The 16,955-nt window shown below is 70.3% G+C and carries 16 protein-coding genes; 10 read left to right on the top strand and 6 right to left on the bottom strand.

Going from position 1 to position 16,955, the window contains the following annotated elements; all coding sequences use genetic code 11:
• Positions 1 to 111: 111 nt before the first annotated feature.
• Positions 112 to 1,005: a M56 family metallopeptidase gene (locus ACGFIO_RS37710; RefSeq protein WP_392834363.1), complete on the bottom strand. Its 894-nt coding sequence runs from the start codon at positions 1,003 to 1,005 to the stop codon at positions 112 to 114.
• Positions 1,002 to 1,388, bottom strand: coding sequence for a BlaI/MecI/CopY family transcriptional regulator (locus ACGFIO_RS37705; RefSeq protein ID WP_392834362.1), 387 nt, complete (start codon positions 1,386 to 1,388; stop codon positions 1,002 to 1,004). Before ACGFIO_RS37705 ends, ACGFIO_RS37710 begins: the two co-directional genes overlap by 4 nt.
• 291 nt (positions 1,389 to 1,679) lie before the next feature.
• On the opposite strand from ACGFIO_RS37705, the gene ACGFIO_RS37700 reads away from it, so the two are divergent.
• The 9 genes from ACGFIO_RS37700 (at position 1,680) to ACGFIO_RS37660 (ending at position 11,773) form a co-directional block, all read left to right on the top strand.
• Positions 1,680 to 2,123 carry a hypothetical protein gene (locus ACGFIO_RS37700; protein WP_392834360.1) on the top strand — a complete coding sequence of 148 codons (444 nt, stop codon included), beginning with the start codon at positions 1,680 to 1,682 and terminating at the stop codon, positions 2,121 to 2,123.
• Positions 2,124 to 2,212: 89 nt separating this feature from the next.
• Positions 2,213 to 2,971, top strand: coding sequence for an ABC transporter permease (locus ACGFIO_RS37695; RefSeq protein ID WP_392834358.1), 759 nt, complete (start codon positions 2,213 to 2,215; stop codon positions 2,969 to 2,971).
• 108 nt (positions 2,972 to 3,079) lie between these two features.
• On the top strand, positions 3,080 to 3,694 hold the full coding sequence (locus tag ACGFIO_RS37690; protein WP_392834355.1) for a hypothetical protein: 615 nt from the start codon (positions 3,080 to 3,082) through the stop codon (positions 3,692 to 3,694).
• Positions 3,695 to 3,948: 254 nt separating this feature from the next.
• Positions 3,949 to 5,157: a hypothetical protein gene (locus ACGFIO_RS37685; RefSeq protein WP_392834353.1), complete on the top strand. Its 1,209-nt coding sequence runs from the start codon at positions 3,949 to 3,951 to the stop codon at positions 5,155 to 5,157.
• A gap of 336 nt (positions 5,158 to 5,493) precedes the next feature.
• Complete coding sequence (locus ACGFIO_RS37680) at positions 5,494 to 6,357, top strand: hypothetical protein (RefSeq protein WP_392834352.1); 864 nt, start codon at positions 5,494 to 5,496, stop codon at positions 6,355 to 6,357.
• 329 nt (positions 6,358 to 6,686) lie between these two features.
• Positions 6,687 to 9,218, top strand: a complete 2,532-nt coding sequence (locus ACGFIO_RS37675; protein WP_392834350.1) for an HAD-IC family P-type ATPase — start codon at positions 6,687 to 6,689, stop codon at positions 9,216 to 9,218.
• 654 nt (positions 9,219 to 9,872) lie between these two features.
• A complete protein-coding gene (locus ACGFIO_RS37670; RefSeq protein ID WP_392834347.1) occupies positions 9,873 to 10,121 on the top strand; it encodes a hypothetical protein in 249 nt (82 codons plus the stop codon).
• Between the two features lie 26 nt (positions 10,122 to 10,147).
• On the top strand, positions 10,148 to 11,119 hold the full coding sequence (locus ACGFIO_RS37665; protein WP_392834344.1) for an aldo/keto reductase: 972 nt from the start codon (positions 10,148 to 10,150) through the stop codon (positions 11,117 to 11,119).
• A gap of 117 nt (positions 11,120 to 11,236) precedes the next feature.
• Positions 11,237 to 11,773 (top strand): GNAT family N-acetyltransferase, encoded by a 537-nt coding sequence (locus ACGFIO_RS37660; protein WP_392834343.1) that lies wholly within the window; start codon positions 11,237 to 11,239, stop codon positions 11,771 to 11,773.
• 725 nt (positions 11,774 to 12,498) lie between these two features.
• On the opposite strand, the gene ACGFIO_RS37655 is transcribed toward ACGFIO_RS37660, so the two are convergent.
• On the bottom strand, positions 12,499 to 13,314 hold the full coding sequence (locus tag ACGFIO_RS37655; protein WP_392834340.1) for an amidohydrolase family protein: 816 nt from the start codon (positions 13,312 to 13,314) through the stop codon (positions 12,499 to 12,501).
• An 11-nt stretch (positions 13,315 to 13,325) separates the two neighbouring features.
• Positions 13,326 to 14,786, bottom strand: coding sequence for an aldehyde dehydrogenase family protein (locus ACGFIO_RS37650; protein ID WP_392834338.1), 1,461 nt, complete (start codon positions 14,784 to 14,786; stop codon positions 13,326 to 13,328).
• Positions 14,787 to 14,929: 143 nt separating this feature from the next.
• On the opposite strand from ACGFIO_RS37650, the gene ACGFIO_RS37645 reads away from it, so the two are divergent.
• Complete coding sequence (locus tag ACGFIO_RS37645; protein WP_392834337.1) at positions 14,930 to 15,493, top strand: TetR/AcrR family transcriptional regulator; 564 nt, start codon at positions 14,930 to 14,932, stop codon at positions 15,491 to 15,493.
• 52 nt (positions 15,494 to 15,545) lie between these two features.
• Here ACGFIO_RS37645 and ACGFIO_RS37640 read toward each other — a convergent pair whose 3' ends face one another.
• Together ACGFIO_RS37640 and ACGFIO_RS37635 are read right to left on the bottom strand one after the other, a co-directional pair.
• On the bottom strand, positions 15,546 to 16,352 hold the full coding sequence (locus ACGFIO_RS37640) for an IclR family transcriptional regulator (RefSeq protein WP_392834334.1): 807 nt from the start codon (positions 16,350 to 16,352) through the stop codon (positions 15,546 to 15,548).
• Positions 16,353 to 16,371: 19 nt separating this feature from the next.
• Positions 16,372 to 16,866, bottom strand: a complete 495-nt coding sequence (locus ACGFIO_RS37635) for a VOC family protein (RefSeq protein WP_392834331.1) — start codon at positions 16,864 to 16,866, stop codon at positions 16,372 to 16,374.
• Between the last annotated feature and the right edge of the window lie 89 nt (positions 16,867 to 16,955).

The raw sequence follows: 16,955 nt of genomic DNA, 5'->3' as shown, positions 1-16,955 counted from the left end.
CCCACGTGAGGAAAGACATGACTCCAGTACGACGAGCCCTGCTCGGCGCTGGCGCCGCTCGGCGAGGCGGCGCGCCGCCGTGGGATGCCCAATCTCTGGGCGCCGGCCTGATCAGGCCGACAGCCAGGCGGTGGCCAGGGCGACGAACTGCACGGTGACCAGCACGGCGACAGCCAGGAAGGCGGCGCTCAACAGGATCGGCCCGGCGAGGCGGCGCAGCCTCGCCGCCGGAGCAGGGGCGGCCAGGGCCCGGACCCGCTGGACGAGCGCGCCGCCGTCGATGCCGAGCGCCGTGGGCGGTCCTGCTCCGGTGGCCAGGGCGGCCCTGGCCACCGCCGCCGCGGCCAGGTCGCGGTCGCCGACCTCGGCCGCCGCGTCCTCATCGGCCCAGCGTTCGACCAGGAACGTCACGGTATTCCGGACCGGGATGAGCAGGGGGTTCAGGGCCGCCGCCGCCCCGGCCGCCGCGGTCAGCCGGTGATGCCGGTGGCGCAGGTGGGCCTGTTCGTGAGCGACGACGACGCGTCGCTCCTGGGCGTCCAGGGCGCGCAGGATGCCGGTGGTCAGCAGCAGGTGCCCGGGCCGGCGCGGGCGTCCGGGAACGGCGACCGCGAGCGGGGCCGACCAGTCGGCGATCACCAGCCCGTCCTGGACGGTCCCGACCTCGCGCAGGCGCCGGTTGGTGGTCGTGCGCCGTCGTACATCGAGCAGCAGGCGCAGCCCCGCGCCCAGCAGGAGCAGGCCCGCCACCAGGGCGACCGGGCCGGGCACCGGCTCGGGCAGCTCCAGTGTCGGGTGGTCGTCGAGCGTCTTCAAGGGCGGGACGTCGTCGAGCATGGTCAGCGTCAGCAGGCCGAGCGACCAGGTCGAGCAGGCGGCCGCGACGGTCGCGGTGATGGTGAGGGTCCACACGACCGGACCGGGTACGGCCCGCGCTGCGATCCAATGCGCCGCGAACGTCAGCGGCAGCGCCATGAGCAGGGGCAGGTAGACGGTGAGGGTCATGACGGCCGTCGGCGCGTGGGTTTCACCTCGGCCAGCAGCTCACGCAGCACCGCGGCGTCGGACTCGTCCAGCGACGCGGCGAACTGCTGGAGCACGGCGTGCCGGTCGGAGCGGTCGGCGAGCGCCGCGCGCATCTGCGCCGCGGCCGTGGTGGCCGCGTCCTGCACCGGCCAGTACAGGTGCCCCCGGCCCTGCCGGCGGCGGTCGACGACCTTCTTCTCGTGCAGCCGGATGAGAATGGTCTGCACGGTGTTGTAGGCCAGGTCGCCGCCGACCGCCTCGTGCACGGCGGTCGCCGTCATCGGGTCGTCCGCGGCCCAGAGCACGCCCATCACGGCCGCCTCCAGGGTGCCCGGCGCGCGCCGGCCGTCCTTCGTCGTCACAGTCGCTGACCTCCGGGGGCAGGATATCGTGGCACCATTAGCCTACAAACTGTAGGAGCTCGGGCGGCGGCCGCCTTCACGCTCCTCACGCTGGTCATTCTCGACGCCAGCGGTCCGATTCCCCGCTTCGACAGTTGGGTCAGCGGCGCGGCGCACGCGGTCGCCCTCGCCCATCCGCCCTGGCGCGCGGGCATGGCGACGGTGACAATGGCCGGCAGCACCGCGGTCGTCGGCCCGGCGGCCGTGCTGGGCGGCCTCGCCCTGCTGGCCGCCCAGCGGTGACGTGCGGCCGTGTTCGTGGTGGTCGCGCTGGCCGGCACACTCGGCGTCCGGCTCATCCTGATGAACGCCATTCACCGGCCCCGGCCGGTCGAGCAACTGACGCCCGCGGGCGAGTACGCGTTCCCGTCCGGTCACACCACCGCGTCCGCGGCGGCGGCGTTGAAGGCCGGGCACGGCGTGCTTGGCGATGCCGGCCGCGATGAGGATCAGCAGGAGCGCTGTCCAGGTGAAGAGCTTGCCCAGGTCGATGCGGGCGACCGCCCGGTGGATCCCCACCCCAGCGCCACGGCCGAGAGCGTACCGGCGATCGTTCCCGCCAGGGGAGCGACGGTCTGGGCGGCGGCCTGCGCCGCGGCGAAGACCAGCAGCACCATCTCGACGGGCCTGGCAGCGGTCGGCGCGCACCCGTCGAGGCGCCCACGGCCGGGTGTAGTCGCGTGCAAGCAGGGGTGAACAGCTGCGTGCGGGGCCGTCCGCGCGACGTGCTCGACAACGGTGGGCGCGGATGTCGCGGTCGGGCCGTCGCGGGGTTGAATGCCGGGATGGGACAGGGTGCGATCTCGGTCGGCTTCGGGTTCGTGGCGGTGCTCGTCGTGCTGGCCGCGGTCGCGGCGCTGGCCGCGCTGGCCGGGCGGCTGGGCGTCGGCCGTGGGGTGCTCACCGCGTCGGTACGCGCGGTCCTGCAGCTGGCCGCGGTATCGCTGCTGATCGCCGCCGTTCTGCGCTCGTGGTGGGCGACGGCGGCGTTCATCGCTCTGATGGTGATCGTGGCCTCGGCCACCTCGGCCCGGCGGGCGAGCACGATCCGGCGCGGCTGGCCGGTGGCCGCCCCGATCGTCGCCGGGGCGCTGCCGGTCGGCGCGATCATCGTGGTGTCCGGGACGATGCCGTTGACCGAGGTGGCGGTGCTGCCCGTGGCCGGGATCCTGATCGGCGGTGCGATGACCGCGACGTCGCTGTCCGGCCGCCGGGCGCTCGACGAGCTGCGCGACCGGCACGGCGAGTACGAAGCGGCGCTGGCCCTGGGTTTCCTGCCACGCGACGCCGCGCTGGAGGTGTGCCGGCCGACCGCCGGGCTGGCGCTCACCCCGGCGCTGGATCAGACCCGGACGGTCGGCCTGGTCACCCTGCCCGGCGCGTTCGTCGGGGTGCTGCTCGGCGGGGGATCGGCGGTCCAGGCCGGCGCCACGCAGCTGCTGGTCCTGGTCGCGCTGCTGGCAGCCGAGGCGATCGCCGCCGCCCTCACCGTCGAACTCGTCGCCCGCGGTGTGGTGAGCCGTGAACCGGCCGCCGGGCGGTGACGCGCGGCCGGCGTGGTCAGGTCGGTGGCCCGTCTGCCGAATGGTGTGGCGGTCGAGGCGGACGACGGACGGGGGACGGCTGTGCGGGTGGGACGACGAGCTGCTGCCGTGCTCATTGGTGCGGTGATGGTGCTCGGGACCGGATCCGGGTGTGCCACGGTGGCCGTGACGGCATCCCCGCCGCCGGCCGCGTCGTCGGTGCCGGCCGGGTCGCCCGTACCCGTCCAGGTCCGGACCGTGGCCACTCCCAAGCCTCGCACCGCCGCACCCGGCCTGGCCACGACGGGCACCGCGTGGCCGGCGGTGTTGAGCTCGCTGGCCAGGTACGGTCAGTGGATCCTCGCCAACCCTGACCCCGCCCAGGTCGGTGCCGTCGCCACTCCGGGCTGCGCGTTCAGCGGCCTGCTCTCGCAGCAGGCCGACGGTCTGCTGCGAGACAACGCCTACCTGGTGCCCAGCGCGCCGGTGTTCGGCCCGATCACCGGACCGACGGCCGCCGGCTCGGGACTCGGCACCACCGTGACTCTCAACGTGACCGCCAGCCGCCCGGCCGAGGTGGTGATGAGCCGGTCCGGCCGCCAGATCACCGCGTACGACACTCTTGCGGTGACACCGCTGCAGATCACCCTGATGCAAGGTGCGGACCGGAAGTGGCGGTTCTGCACGGTGGACGCGATGAGTGATGCGGGTGCGCCGGACGACCCGTCGGTACCGCTGCTCTGACGGCGGACGCCGACGAGGTCACGGTGCGCTCTGGGGCGCGTACCTCGGGAAAGGTGGGGAAGGGGCGGTTGGTCGCGCGGACGGTGTGGTCGCGGAACGCCACGAGTACGCGCAGGGGATGTCGTTCAGCGACGTCTCAGCTTTGAACATCCATTCTCCTGTCCGACAAGGCTGCCGCAGGTGGCGGCCGCTCGACTGCGACAGGGGTAACGATGGTCCACTCCGCCATCACAGCGGCGCCGACGCGTCACTGGTTGACGAAGGTCCCGGCGATCACCGCGACGTTCTGGGTGATCAAGGTGCTGTCCACCACGATCGGTGAGACGTTCGCCGACTACCTGGCGGTCAACGTGGGGCTCGGCCCGCTGATCACCGACGCGGTCATGCTGTCCGTGCTCGCCATCGCCCTCGCCATCCAGTTGCGGACAAGCAAGTACACGCCCTGGATCTACTGGCTGTGCGTGGTGCTGGTCAGCATCGTCGGCACGCAGATCACCGACTTCTTCACCGACACCCTGGGCGTGAGCCTGTACCTGAGCACCGTGGTCTTCGCGGTGGTTCTGGCGGCTGTCTTCGTCGTCTGGTACCGGCAGGAAGGCACACTGGCGATCACCTCGATCGACACCCGGCGCCGGGAAGGCTTCTACTGGGGCGCGATCCTCACCACCTTCGCCCTGGGCACCGCCGCCGGCGATCTGGCCACCGAGGCGCTCAGCCTGGGTTTCCGCAACGGCGCTCTGACCTTCAGCGGCCTGATCCTGGTGATCTGGATCGCCCGCCGATTCGGCGCGGCGCAGGTGCTGACCTTCTGGATCGCGTACGTGCTGACCCGGCCGCTCGGCGCCTCGCTGGGCGACCTACTGACCCAGTCCAAGGAGTTCGGTGGTCTCGCGCTGGGGGCGAGCACGACGAGCCTACTGTTCTTCGCCGTCATCCTGGTCCTGGTCGGCCGCGAGCAGGCGCTGGCCAACCGGCATGGGGTAGCCGTCAAGGGCGGCGAGCCGATCGGCGGCCGCACCCGGGACTACGCCTGGGCGGTGGCGGGCATCGTCGCGGTCGCAGTGGCCGGCTGGGCCCTGCAGACCGGTCAGAGCAGCAACCCGGAGACCCCGGACGTCGCGGCCGGCGGCGGCACCTCCTCGGCCGGCGCGACCGCCGAGCAGCCTCGTCCCACCACCCGCCTGGGCAACCTCACCTCGTTCGCCGCGATCACCGGCGACCTGGAGACGAAGGTGGCCCAGAACGACCTCGCGGGCGGCCAGGCTCGGGCCAAGGATCTGGAGGTGAGCTGGGACGACGCCGAGGCCGGGCTCAAGCCGCGGGACCCGGCCGACTGGCGCACGCTCGACGGTGAGATCGACGCCGTACTGACCTCGTTGCGGTCCAGCTCGCCCAGCCGGTCGCAGTGTGCGGTCGATCTCAAGACGCTGCACGCCACGCTCGATGAGTTCGACGGCGTCTGACAGCGCGCCGGAACACGCTCTCGGCTGCACCTACACGTTGTAGGAAGCGGCCCTGTCCGCGTGCCCCGAAGGTGCAGCTGGTGACCGCTGACTACAACGCCCGCGGGTACGCGCGCCGGCCCGCGCCGCCGACGGTGCCATCACCCGCCTCCCGGGCGCGGATCGGTGCGCCGTCGATGTCGTCTACGTGGCCCGCCGCAAGTAGCTTCCCCGGGAGCGGTGCGCCGCGAACGACAACGAGCGAACCACGCCGAGGGTGCGACCGCTTCTTCAGGCTTCTCTTATCAGACATTCCGTACCTTGTTGGCGTTTGTCATCGTCGATCGGAGTGCACTGTTGAGATCTCAGCCGGAAGTCTTCACCGAGGCCGACGTGGCCGGCGTGGGTCGTGTCGTCATGAAGAAGTTGCCCGAGGTGACGCTGGCCTTCTGGGTGATGAAGGTCGCCGCCACCACCCTCGGCGAGACCGCCGGTGATCTGTTCGCGCAGACCCTGAAGCTGGGGTACTTCCTGACGACCGCGGCGTTGTTCGCGGTCTTCCTGGTGACTCTGGTGGTGCAGTTGCGGTCGCGGCGGTACAACCCGTTCTTCTACTGGACCGTCATCCTGGCGACCAGCATGGCCGGAACCACCATGTCGGACTTCATGAACCGCGACGCGAGCTATCTGGCCGCCGGGACCGGCTCACTGGGCTGGGGACCACAGGGTCTGGGCCTGGGCTACCCGGTCGGTGCGGCCATCCTGGTGTCGCTGCTGATCGTCATCTTCGCCGGGTGGCGGGCCTCGGGTCTGACCTTCTCGATCTCCGACATCGACTCGTTCCGCGGCGAGGCGTTGTTCTGGGCGGCGATCCTGGTCTCCAACACCCTCGGTACGTCGGTGGGGGACTTCTTGTCGGACAGCTCGGGGCTCGGCTACGCCGGGGGAGCCCTGCTGGTCGCCGCGGTACTCGGGGTTTTGTTCGGTCTGAAGTACGTCCCGTCCGTACCCGATGTCGTGCTCTTCTGGATCGCGTTCGTGCTGACCCGCCCGCTCGGCGCCACCGCCGGCGACTTCCTCACCAAGCCGGTGGCCAAGGGCGGCCTGGCTCTGGGCACGCTCGGCTCGTCGCTGGTGCTGGTCGCGGTGCTGTTGGCCCTGATGGCGTACGCACACCTGCGGGAGCGCCGTCGTGCGGCGCGAGGCCCGCTACGACCCTGAAGACTGCCGGTGGCAGACCACGATCAAGGATCCTTACTGGCTGCCCGGGCTATGAGAGCACGATCGGCGGTGACGAATAAAGCTGCGGATGGCCGGCGCTGGTGGGAACAATGAGACCGGCGTCCGCCCGCGTCCGCCCGTGTCGGCGGGTGATGGCCGTGTTTTCGGATGAGTCGATCGGCACGCGTGTCAGCCAGAGCGGCCGGGCCGGTGTGGCCACCGAAACAGCTCGCCGCACGACGACTTGGAGCGTCTCCCCGGGTTACACCTACGTCGTGTAGGAAATCGGTATCGTGAAGCCCGGGGTTGCTGACGGTGGGAGATCGCGGATGGACCTGCGTACGGCGCCCGGGACGGTGCCTGTCGGTCTGACGTCCGCGGAGGCCGAGACCCGGCGCCGGCGTGGCGAGGCGAATACGGCCGGCGCCGGCGCGACCCGCGGGTACGCGACGATCCTGCGTACCAACGTCTTCTCGTTCTTCAACACCATCCTGTTCGTCATCGGCGTGGCTCTGCTGGTCCTCGGCCGGTACAGCGACGCCCTCATCAGTGTCGGTCTCGGGCTGATCAACGCGGTGATCAGTGCCGCCCAGGAGATCCGGGCCAAACGCAAACTCGATCAGCTCCAGTTGCTCGACCAGGCGCGGGTGCACGTCGTCCGGGACGGGCGGGAGGTCGAGATCACCCCCGAAGCGGTCGTACGGGGCGACGTGTTGCGCGTCGCGGCCGGCGACCAGATCGTGGTCGACGGACCGCTGCTCGGCGGTGACCGGGTCGAGACCGATGAGTCGCTGCTGACCGGCGAGGCCGATCCGATCGCCAAGAAGCCGGGCGACGACCTGCGCTCGGGCAGCCTGTGCGTGGCCGGCGAAGGCCACCAGCTGGCCCGCGACGTCGGATCACACAGCTACGCCGGACGTCTGGCCAGCGACGCCCGTCGCACCACCACCGACACGACGCCGTTGCAGAGCCGCATCGAGTTCGTGGTGCGACTGGTCATCGTGCTGACCGTCCTGATGAGCGGGGCCATCCTGGCGCAGGCCGTGATCGCCGGGTTCACGCTGCTGCGTACCGTGCAGATCGCCGCGGTGCTGTCCGGGCTGGTGCCGTACGGCCTGTTTCTGCTCATCGCCATCGCCTACACCGCGGGAGCCGCTTCGATCGCCCGTCGCGGCGCACTGGTCCAGCAGGTCAACGCGGTCGAATCGGTCAGCAGCGTGGACGTCATCTGCACCGACAAGACCGGCACCCTGACCACCGGACGGCTCACCGTCGAGGAGATCCGGTCCTTCGGCGACGGCGACGCCGGGACCGCCCTCGGCGTGTTCGCCCGCAGCGTCGCCAGCCCCAACCTGACCACGACGGCCCTGGCCGGGAGCCTGCCCGGCACCCGCCGGCCGGTCCGCGACGAAGTGCCGTTCGCCTCGTCGCTGCGCTGGTCCGGGATCACCACCGCGGAGGGCACCTGGGTGCTCGGTGCCCCTGACGCCCTCGCCGGGCAGCTGACCCGGCCGGTACCCGACGGCGCCGTCGCCGAACTGACCGGGCGCGGCCTTCGCGTCCTGCTCTTGGCCCGGGCGAGCGCGGGGCTCCGCGACGCCGGCGGGCGCCCGCAGCTGCCGGCCCTGGAAGCGGTCGGGCTGGTCGCGCTGGCCGACGAACTGCGGCCGGAGGTGGTGGACAGCATCACCCGACTGCGGGCCGGCGGCGTCGCGCTCAAGGTGTTGTCCGGCGACGATCCGCGCACCGTCGCCGCGCTGGCCGGCCGCGCCGGGCTCGACGTCGGCCAACCGCAGGCCGGCACCGCTCTGGACGGGCTCGACGACGCGGCGTTCGACGCGCTGGTCACCCGCACCGTGGTGTTCGGCCGGGTCGCCCCGGAACAGAAGGAACGGATCGTCTCGTCGCTACGCAGGCAAGGCCTCTACGTGGCGATGATCGGCGACGGCGTCAACGACGCCCGCGCCCTCAAAGGCGCGCAGGTCGGGGTGGCGATGCGCAGCGGCAGCGCCCTCACCCGCGATGTCGCCGACATCGTGCTCCTCGACGACTCGTTCGCCGCGCTGCTGCCCGCCCAGCAGGAGGGCCGCCGCATCATCGACGGCATCTCCACCTCGATGTACGTGTTCCTGACCCGGGTGGCCACCCAGGGGCTGGTCATCCTCACCGTGACCATGCTCGGGCTGGGCTTCCCGTACGCTCCGGCCCAGGTCGGGCTGACCCTGCTCACGGTCGGCGTGCCGACGTTCTTCCTGACCCGGTGGGCGTCGCCGGCCGTGCCGGACGACCGCCTGCTGGCCAACCTGGGCCGGTTCGTCCTGCCGGCCGCGGTCGTCACCACCGCCGCCGGAACGGCCGTCTACGCGATCCTGTACGAGTCCGTCACCACGTTCCTGACCTCGGGCAGCACGCCGGCGGACGTGATCGCCGACTTCGAGAGCTACACCGGGCTGACGTACGGCAAGGACGCCGACTTCGTCCCGGCCGCCGCGTCGATCGGCGCACAGACGGGACTCACCACCTTTTTCTGCCTGGCCTCGTTCGTCCTCATCCTGTTCATCGCGCCACCCGCCCGATTCTTCGCCGCCTGGACGCCGCCGGTCGCCGACCGCCGGCCCACCCTGCTGGTCGGTGTGCTCATCGTGGTCTTCGCCGCGGTGCTGTTCGTACCGGCGCTGTCGACCTACTTCGGCCTCACCGGACCAGCCCCGGCGGTGTTCACCACCGTGCTACCCGCCCTCGTGCTCTGGTTCGCGGTGCTCACCCTCGTCCTGCGACTGCGGCTGCTCGACCGCGTCCTGAAGATCGAGCCGATCAGCCGGCCGGCCGGCCGTCCCGCGCACACCGACGGCGTCTCCTGAGAGGCCGAACGACAGCGTCACCAACGCCTCGACCGGCAGCGAACTCCTGAGTCAGCGGGACGTGGCGAGCGCCCGCAGCAGCCGGCCCCGGCCGCCGGACGCTTCCTCGCGAAGGAAACCCGACAGGTCGGCGAACAGCGCCGACCGGGCCGACGTAGACGTTGCCGGGCACGTCCTGTGTGGCTGCGCGCGACACTCAGACGGCGCCGCAACTCCAGGCAGAACAGCATGACGGCCAGCATGGACGCCTCGTACACGGTACGGGGGCGGGGCCGCCGTGCAGGTGGATTTCGGTGAAGAAGATTCCTTCGCCGGGGGAGTTGGGTGCTGCGGGCGACGCCGACGTAGCCGAGGTGTCCTCCGGGGCGATGCCGCGGATGGCTTGCATCATCGATTCCTGGGTGCCCACGGTCTCGATCACCGAGTGCGTGCCGCATGGGGGCCTTCCTGGGGTGTGGTGCCTCGGGGCGGGCGGGGGCGGAAGTTACTGGTGGAGGGTGTACTGGCAGGGCACCCTGCGCCGGCGGGCTTGCGCGTAGCGTCGATCGGCGTGGACAACCGCAAGGAAGTGAGCGAGTTCCTCACCACGCATCGGGCACGGTTGAGCCCGCAGCAGGCGGGGATCGCACCCGGCACTGATCGGCGGGTGCCCGGGTGAAGCGGGCCGAGGTGGCGTTGCTGGCCGACGGCCAGACCCTGCACGTCACCGCCGGCATAGCGCTCATGCCGGCTCGTGGCGGCGAGGTCATCCGGGTTCACCCCGGCGAGACCGTCTACACCCCGCCGTGCGAAGAACACTGGCACGGCGCCACCGCGGATGACTTCATGGAACACCTGGCCATGCTCGAAGGCACCGCCGACGGCGACGGCACCACCTGGCTCGACCACGAATACCAGGGCTGACCACCGACCTCGTACAGGAGCACCGCATGCGATACACCCGCCTCGGCACCACCGGCCTCACCATCAGCCGTCTCGCGCTGGGTTGCATGAGCTACGGCGACCCGACCACCTCGCACGCCCACCCTTGGGCGCTAACCGAGGACCAGGCCGAACCGTTCTTCCGCCAGGCCGTCGAGCTCGGCGTCACGTTCTGGGACACCGCCAACGTCTACCAGGCCGGCACCTCCGAGCAGATCGTCGGCCGGGCGATCACCCGCTACTCCCGCCGCGAGGACATCGTGCTCGCTACGAAGGTCCGCGGCCACATGCACGACGGCCCCGGCGGGTCCGGCCTGTCCCGCAAAGCCATCCTCGAACAGGTCGACGCGTCCCTGACCCGGCTGGGCACCGACTACATCGACCTCTACCAGATCCACCGCTTCGACGACGACGTGCCGGTCGAGGAGACGATGGAGGCCCTGCACGACATCATCAGGGCCGGAAAGGTCCGCTACATCGGCGCATCCTCGATGTACGCGTGGCAGTTCGCCAAACTCCAGCACGCCGCCGACCTCGGCGGCTGGACCCGGTTCGTGTCCATGCAAAACCAGTACAACCTGCTACGCCGGCACGACGAGCGGGAGCTCATGGCCATGTGCGGCGACACAGGTGTCGGCCTCGTCCCCTACTCGCCCAACGGCAAAGGCCGCCTCGCGCGACCGGCGGGCGAGCAGAGCACCCGATCCAGCACCGACAAGGTCGTTCAGGCCTTCGACTCACCCCACGACGAACCCGTCATCAGCGCCGTCCAGCAGGTCGCCCAGAAGCGCGACGTCAGCATGGCCCAGATCGCCCTGGCCTGGGTGCTACGCAACCCCCTGGTCTCCGCGCCGATCGTCGGCGCGACCAAGTCCCACCATCTGAGTGAGGCCGTCGCCGCCCTCGACATCGAACTGACCGACGACGAGGTCACCACCATGCAGGACCCCTACGTCGAGTACGGCCCCTCCTGGTACTGATGCCCGATCCAACCCCGCTGCGAGGCGCCGTCCTGAGGCGGCTGCCGCTCGTCCTGCTGTTCTCCACCGTCGGGCTGCCGACCGAGCAGTACGTCAGCCCGTGAAAGAGTCGTCGTCATGGCAGCCGCTGCGAATCCGGGTCATGAGGTCGTCCTCGAGACGGATCGCCTCCTGCTCAGACCGTGGCGGGTAGCCGAGGCCGCCGTTGAGCGTGAGCTTTGGACCGAACGTGATCCACGAGTGCCACCGCACCGCCGAATCGACGCAAATGGACATCCCACGGTCTCGGAACTCAGCGACTACATCCGCACCAACCAACCAACTTCTACTCTCGGGATCTTGGCAGCCGAGCGGAAGGCCGATGGTGACGTCATCGGCTACTGCGGGCTGCTCGCCGGACGAGGACCGGAAGGGGAGCCGGAACTGGCGTTCGAACTGCTACGCAGAGCCTGGCGTCAGGGATACGCGACCGAGGCCTCGTTGGCGGTCCTGGATTGGGCGAGATCGTCCGGATACGAACGTCTGTGGGCCACGGTCCGGGACTGGAACACCGCCTCACGCCGCGTGCTCGCCAAGATCGGCTTCACCGAGACCGAGCGCAAGGAAGAAGATCCGGTCCTCGGGACCACTCTCTTCCTCACGAAACGACTCTGACACACCCGGTTCCCAACCTTGGGCGCTTCCCTGAGGTGCGGAAATTCGTGTCCGCGCCTCAACAGCGGTGCCAGCGTAGGACGACAGGGGTCAGTCGCATGCCGACTCCTTGCGAAAATCGCGGGCACTGTTCTGTGCTGACGGTGCGGCGGCTGACGTGGTGCTTGGTGGCGAGAGCGCGGATGGACATGCCGAGCCGAGCGTCGTAGCGGATCGCCGCGAACCGTTCGCGTTCGCGCTGTTCATTCAGGCAAAACTGAACCAACCGTAGAAATACCGCAAGAGATCGGGGTTCAGCGCGGGGTCTCGCCCGACGCCGGGTAGGTCACGGCGACGTGGGGCGCGGCCGCCGGATCAGTCACGGCAAGGTGGGGCGCGTCCGCCGGGTCGGTCACGGCGACGCTGGGTGTGGCCGCCGGTTCGGTTACGGCGGCGGTTGCCACCGTCGGCGCGTCGCCGGGCGCGGCCGTTTGTTCCGACGGCCCCATTCCCATCGGCGCTGCGGCGTGTGCCTCGGCCGTATGGGTGAGGTCCGGCGACTCCACCGCCGCCCGGTGTCGAGCCGGAGGTGTTGGGTCCGGTACCCGTGGTGACCGATCTGTGTCTGCTCCAGACCGCAACCGGCGCAGCTTCGTGGCTGGCGCCTGGCATCGCGCCAAGCTACGGCACGTCCGCGAGAATCCCGGGCAACCTCAGATTCCGCGAGCGCCGTCGAGGGTCGTTGACTACCAATGGCCCTGGCCTGCTGTTTCGGCGGATGGGTGGTGCAGGATCCGTTCGGCGTTCTGGTGGGCGATGAGCTGCTTGTGCTCGGTGGACAGGTCGGCGTCGTGGAGGAAACGCCGGGCGTCTCCGCCGGTGGGCAGGTGGAAGGGGTAGTCGACGGAAAACAGGATGTGCTCGGGGCCCACGAGGTCGAGAGCGCGCTGCAGGAGGTGCTGGTGGAACATCCCGGACGGGGTGAGGTAGAGATTGTCGCGGACGTAGTCGATGATCCTGCGGTCCAGGTTTGGTCTGGACAGCAGGGCGTCCACCCGTTCGATCCAGAACGGGAGCATCTCCCCCCAGTGGCCGAGGACGAGCTTGAGGGTGGGGTGTCGGTCGAACGTTCCGCGCAGGATGAGGCGCAGCGCGGCTAGCCGGGTCTCCATGTGCCAGCCCCAGCCGCCGGCGGCGAGGACGAGGTCGACGACCGGGTCGAAGCCGAGAGTGGCGAACGCCGCGAACCGGTCGGGGTGGGCACGGATTGCCGCGGCCGCCCGGTCGTTGAGATCGCGTGCCATCGACCGGGCTTGCGCGGCCGGCATGCTCTGCGTGGCCGGGGGTCCGACCGACAGGATCTGTACGTCCACGCCCATCTCGTCCATGGCCGCGAGCCGATCATCGGCCAGTTCCTCGAGGCTGCTTTCGATGTTCCGGCCGGCGAAGAGGTCCAGCTCGAAGAAGTCGAGCCCGGCGTCGCGGGTACCGGCCGGCATCGTCCGTAGCGTCTGGAACAGGTCCTGGGTCCACCAGTGTTCTTCGAGCGCGATGATGCGCATGCTAGCTCCTTTCAGCGGCGCGCTTCGGCAGTGCCGTAGCGTTTGAGGTATTGGTAGCTCTCGACCACCGCCGCGCCGGACGCGCTGCCGTGACCGCTCTGCTTGACCGGGTCACCGGCGATCAGCTGGCTGCCCAGGCCCCAGGTGTTGAGCCAGACGTTGGCCACCCGCAGGTGCCGGCCGACGCGGCGGGCCCGCAGGTCGTCGCCGGAGAACACCGACGCTGCCAGCCCGAACTCGGTCGCGTTGGCCCGGCGGATCGCGTCGGCCTCGTCGTCGAACACCTCGAAGGTCTGCACCGGGCCGAATACCTCGGACTGCACGAGGGGCGTGTCCAGATCATCGACCTCGATCAGCGCCGGCCGGAAGAAGGCACCGCCGGCCAGGTCGGGGTCGTCGGGGACGCCGCCCCGAACCAGGATCTTGCCGTACGCCGCGGCCTCCTCGACGATCCGGTCGACCCGCGCGACGGCGGCCCTGTCGATCAGCGGGCCGAGCTGCGAGCCGGGGTCGAGGGAGGGCCCGACGCGGACCGCTTCCAGGGCGGCCGTCAACCGGGGCCGGAGGACGTCGGCGAGGTCGCGGTGGACGAGCACCCGGGCGCCGGTACCGCAGAATTGGCCGTTCATAAAGGTGCTGGCGAAGACCAGGATGGGTACGACGGCGTCGACGTCCACGTCCTCGAAGATCACCAGTGGCGTCTTCCCGCCGAGTTCCAGGTTCAGCCGCTTCACCCGGGCCGCCGCGGCGGCCGCGACCGAGCGACCGACCTGGGTGCTGCCGGTGTAGCTGACGACGTCGACGTCCGGCGAACCGACCAGCATCGGGGCGACCTCGTTGCCGGACTCGGTGACGATGCTCAGCACGCCCGGTGGCAGGGAGGTGGTCGTCCGCGCCAGCAGCGCGTTGATCATCGCCGTCTGGCCGGGCAGTTTCACCACCGCGGTACACCCGGCCGCCAGCGCCGCCGCGAACGACCGGACGCTGAGCAGGACCGGGCCGTTCCAGGGCGAGATGATGCCGGCCACGCCCACCGCCTCGGGCACGTTGTGCCAGTAGACGCCGCCCGGCTGCTCGACGGCCTGCCCGAACACCTGCAACCGGGCGTGCGCGGCGTTGATCCGGAGCGCCTCGACGGCCAGCCCGACCTCGGCGCGGCCTTCCCAGAGCAGCTTCCCGTTCTCCCGCGCGATCATGGTGGCGATCTCGCCGGCGTCCCGCTCGAGCGCGGCCGCGAGTTCGAGGAGCGCCTGCGCACGGCGACCCGGATCACGCGACCAGTCGGTGGTGTCGAAGGCCGTCCGGGCCGCGGCGATCGCGGCCGCGCCCTCGGCGGCACCGGCGGAGTGGTACCTGCCGATGATCTCCCCGGTCGACGGGTCGAGGGATTCGAGCACCTCGCCGCCGTGGTTCCATTCGCCGCCGATCCAGCTGCCGACGGGGTTCGCGCCTGTGTCTGCCGTGGGTGTCATGGTCACCGATGCCTGCCTTCACCGAAGCGGATTATTATCCGGTACGCGTCGAACCGTACCGGATAGTTATCCGCTTACGCAACGACGGACGGACCGCCGTCCGCTACGCTGGCTTCTCAGCGGGGACGAAACGGGAGGCAGGGGTGCCGGAACAGAGGCGCGCGGACGCGCAGCGCAACCGGACGCGCATCCTCGAGACCGCCGTAGTGGCGCTGGCCGAGGGCGACGACCTGTCCCTGAACGCCGTGGCCAGGCAGGCCGGGGTCGGCGTCGGAACGGTGTACCGCCAGTTCCCGACGCCCGAAGCGCTCGTCCTGGCCGTGTACGAGCGGGAGGTCGAGGACCTCGTCGGCGTCGTGCCGGCCCTGCTGCGGCGGTACCAACCCGCGGAAGCCTTCCGGGTCTGGGTCACCGAGCACCTGGCGAATTACATGGCGACCAAGCGCGGACTCGCCCGGGCCCTGCGCCTGGCCGGTAGCGACGACCACGACGGCATCTTCGACCGGATCACCCGAGCGGTCACCGAACTGGTCGCCGCCAACATCACCGCGGGCACCGTCCGCGCGGACATCGAAGCCCGGACGGTCCTGCGGGCCCTCCACGGATTGATGCTGATGAAGTCCGACGACGCCCGGCAGGCCGAGAGCGTCAAACTCGTCGATCTGCTCTGGGAGGGCATGCGGACGCGCGACGACCCGGACGGCTGACGGGTGTTCTACCGCGTCCCGGACCTGCGCCTGAGCGGCGTGATCGGCGGGGTCATCGGTCGCCGACGCGGGCGACCTGAGTGGACAGGGTCGCGGCGGCTTCGCGGACCGCTGTGACATACGGCTCGACATCGACGTCGGTGACGCGGTGGGAGAGTGCGGCGATGCTGATGGCGGCGACGACGCGGCCGTCCTCGGTACGCACCGGTGCGGCCACGCCGAGGACGTCGGGGTCGAGTTCGCCCCGGCTGATCGCGAAACCGGCCGCGCGGATGTCGGCGAGGCGGCTTCGCAGCCGGTCCGGATCGGTCCAGGTCGCGCCGGTGAACCGGGTGAGCGGCGCGGCGAGCAGTTCGTCCAGCTCGGACTCGGGGACCCAGGCGAGCAGGGCGAGGGCGGCGGCGCCGGCGTTGATCGGCAGGACCTCGCCGCGTTCGTACGACAGCCGGAGCGCTTGCTTGGCTTCCTCTCGTTCCAGGCAGACGACGGCGGAGCCGGACCGGCGGGTGAGCAGCACCGGGACGCCGGTCCGGGCGGCGAGATCGCGCATCACCGGCCGGGCCAGGTCGGACAGGCCGACGCCGCGGCGGGCCAGGCGGGCCAGGTCGAGCACCCGCGGCCCGAGCCGGAAGCCGCCGCCGTTCCCGTTCTCCTCGAGGAAGCCGTTGGAGGTCAGCGATTCCAGGTAGCGGTAGGCCGTCGAGCGGGCCACCTGGAAGTGGCCGGCCACCTCGTTGGCCGAGATGGTCAGGCGCTCGTCGTCGAAGAGCAGCAGGATGTCGAGGGCTCGGTCGGCCGTCGAATTGCGGACGCGGTAGCCCGGATTAGTTCCTGTTTCCCGCGGCGCGGTTCCTGACATGCGAAAAAGCTACCAGCCGCTACTGGGCGGGCTGGTAGGCGTCGCCGCCGTCGGTGAGGAGGCGTTCGGCCTCGGCATGGATCTCGTCCGGTTCCAGACCGAAGTCGATCGACTTGCGGAACGGCTGCCTGACGTCTTTCTCGATGCGCAGGTACACCTCGTTGCGGTTGCCTTCGGGGTCGAAGAAGTAGATCCCGTAGGCGTTGCCGTGGGTCACTTCCTGCTGCACCGGAACCCCCTCGTCCTGAAACCTGCGGTGAAACGCGCGGATGTCGTCCAGCGATGCGACCCGCCAGGAGATCTGGTGCTGCTGCTTCTCGCCGATGGCCGAGGTCCGGCCGGTCTGCAGCACGAATTCGTGATGCTCCTCGGCGGGGCGGGCGCTGAAGAAGACGATGCCCATGTCGGTGTCCTGGTCGGTGACGGTAAGGCCCATCACGCGTTCGTAGAAGTCCCGCATGACCGGCAGGTCGTAGACCCACAGCCCGGTGTGTCCCAGTCCGGTGATCGCCATGACGCATCCTCCTGATGTCCTATTTATTGAAACACCTTTCGCGACTAACGAGACAAGAGTACGGTCGGCTTCGTTGACCCGTCAACGAC

Source organism: Actinoplanes sp. NPDC049265 (assembly GCF_043197135.1).
In the GTDB taxonomy this organism is placed as follows: Bacteria; Actinomycetota; Actinomycetes; order Mycobacteriales; family Micromonosporaceae; genus Actinoplanes.
The sequence above is the reverse complement of the archived record's forward strand: the minus strand, read 5'-3'. Positions and strand labels throughout refer to the sequence as shown.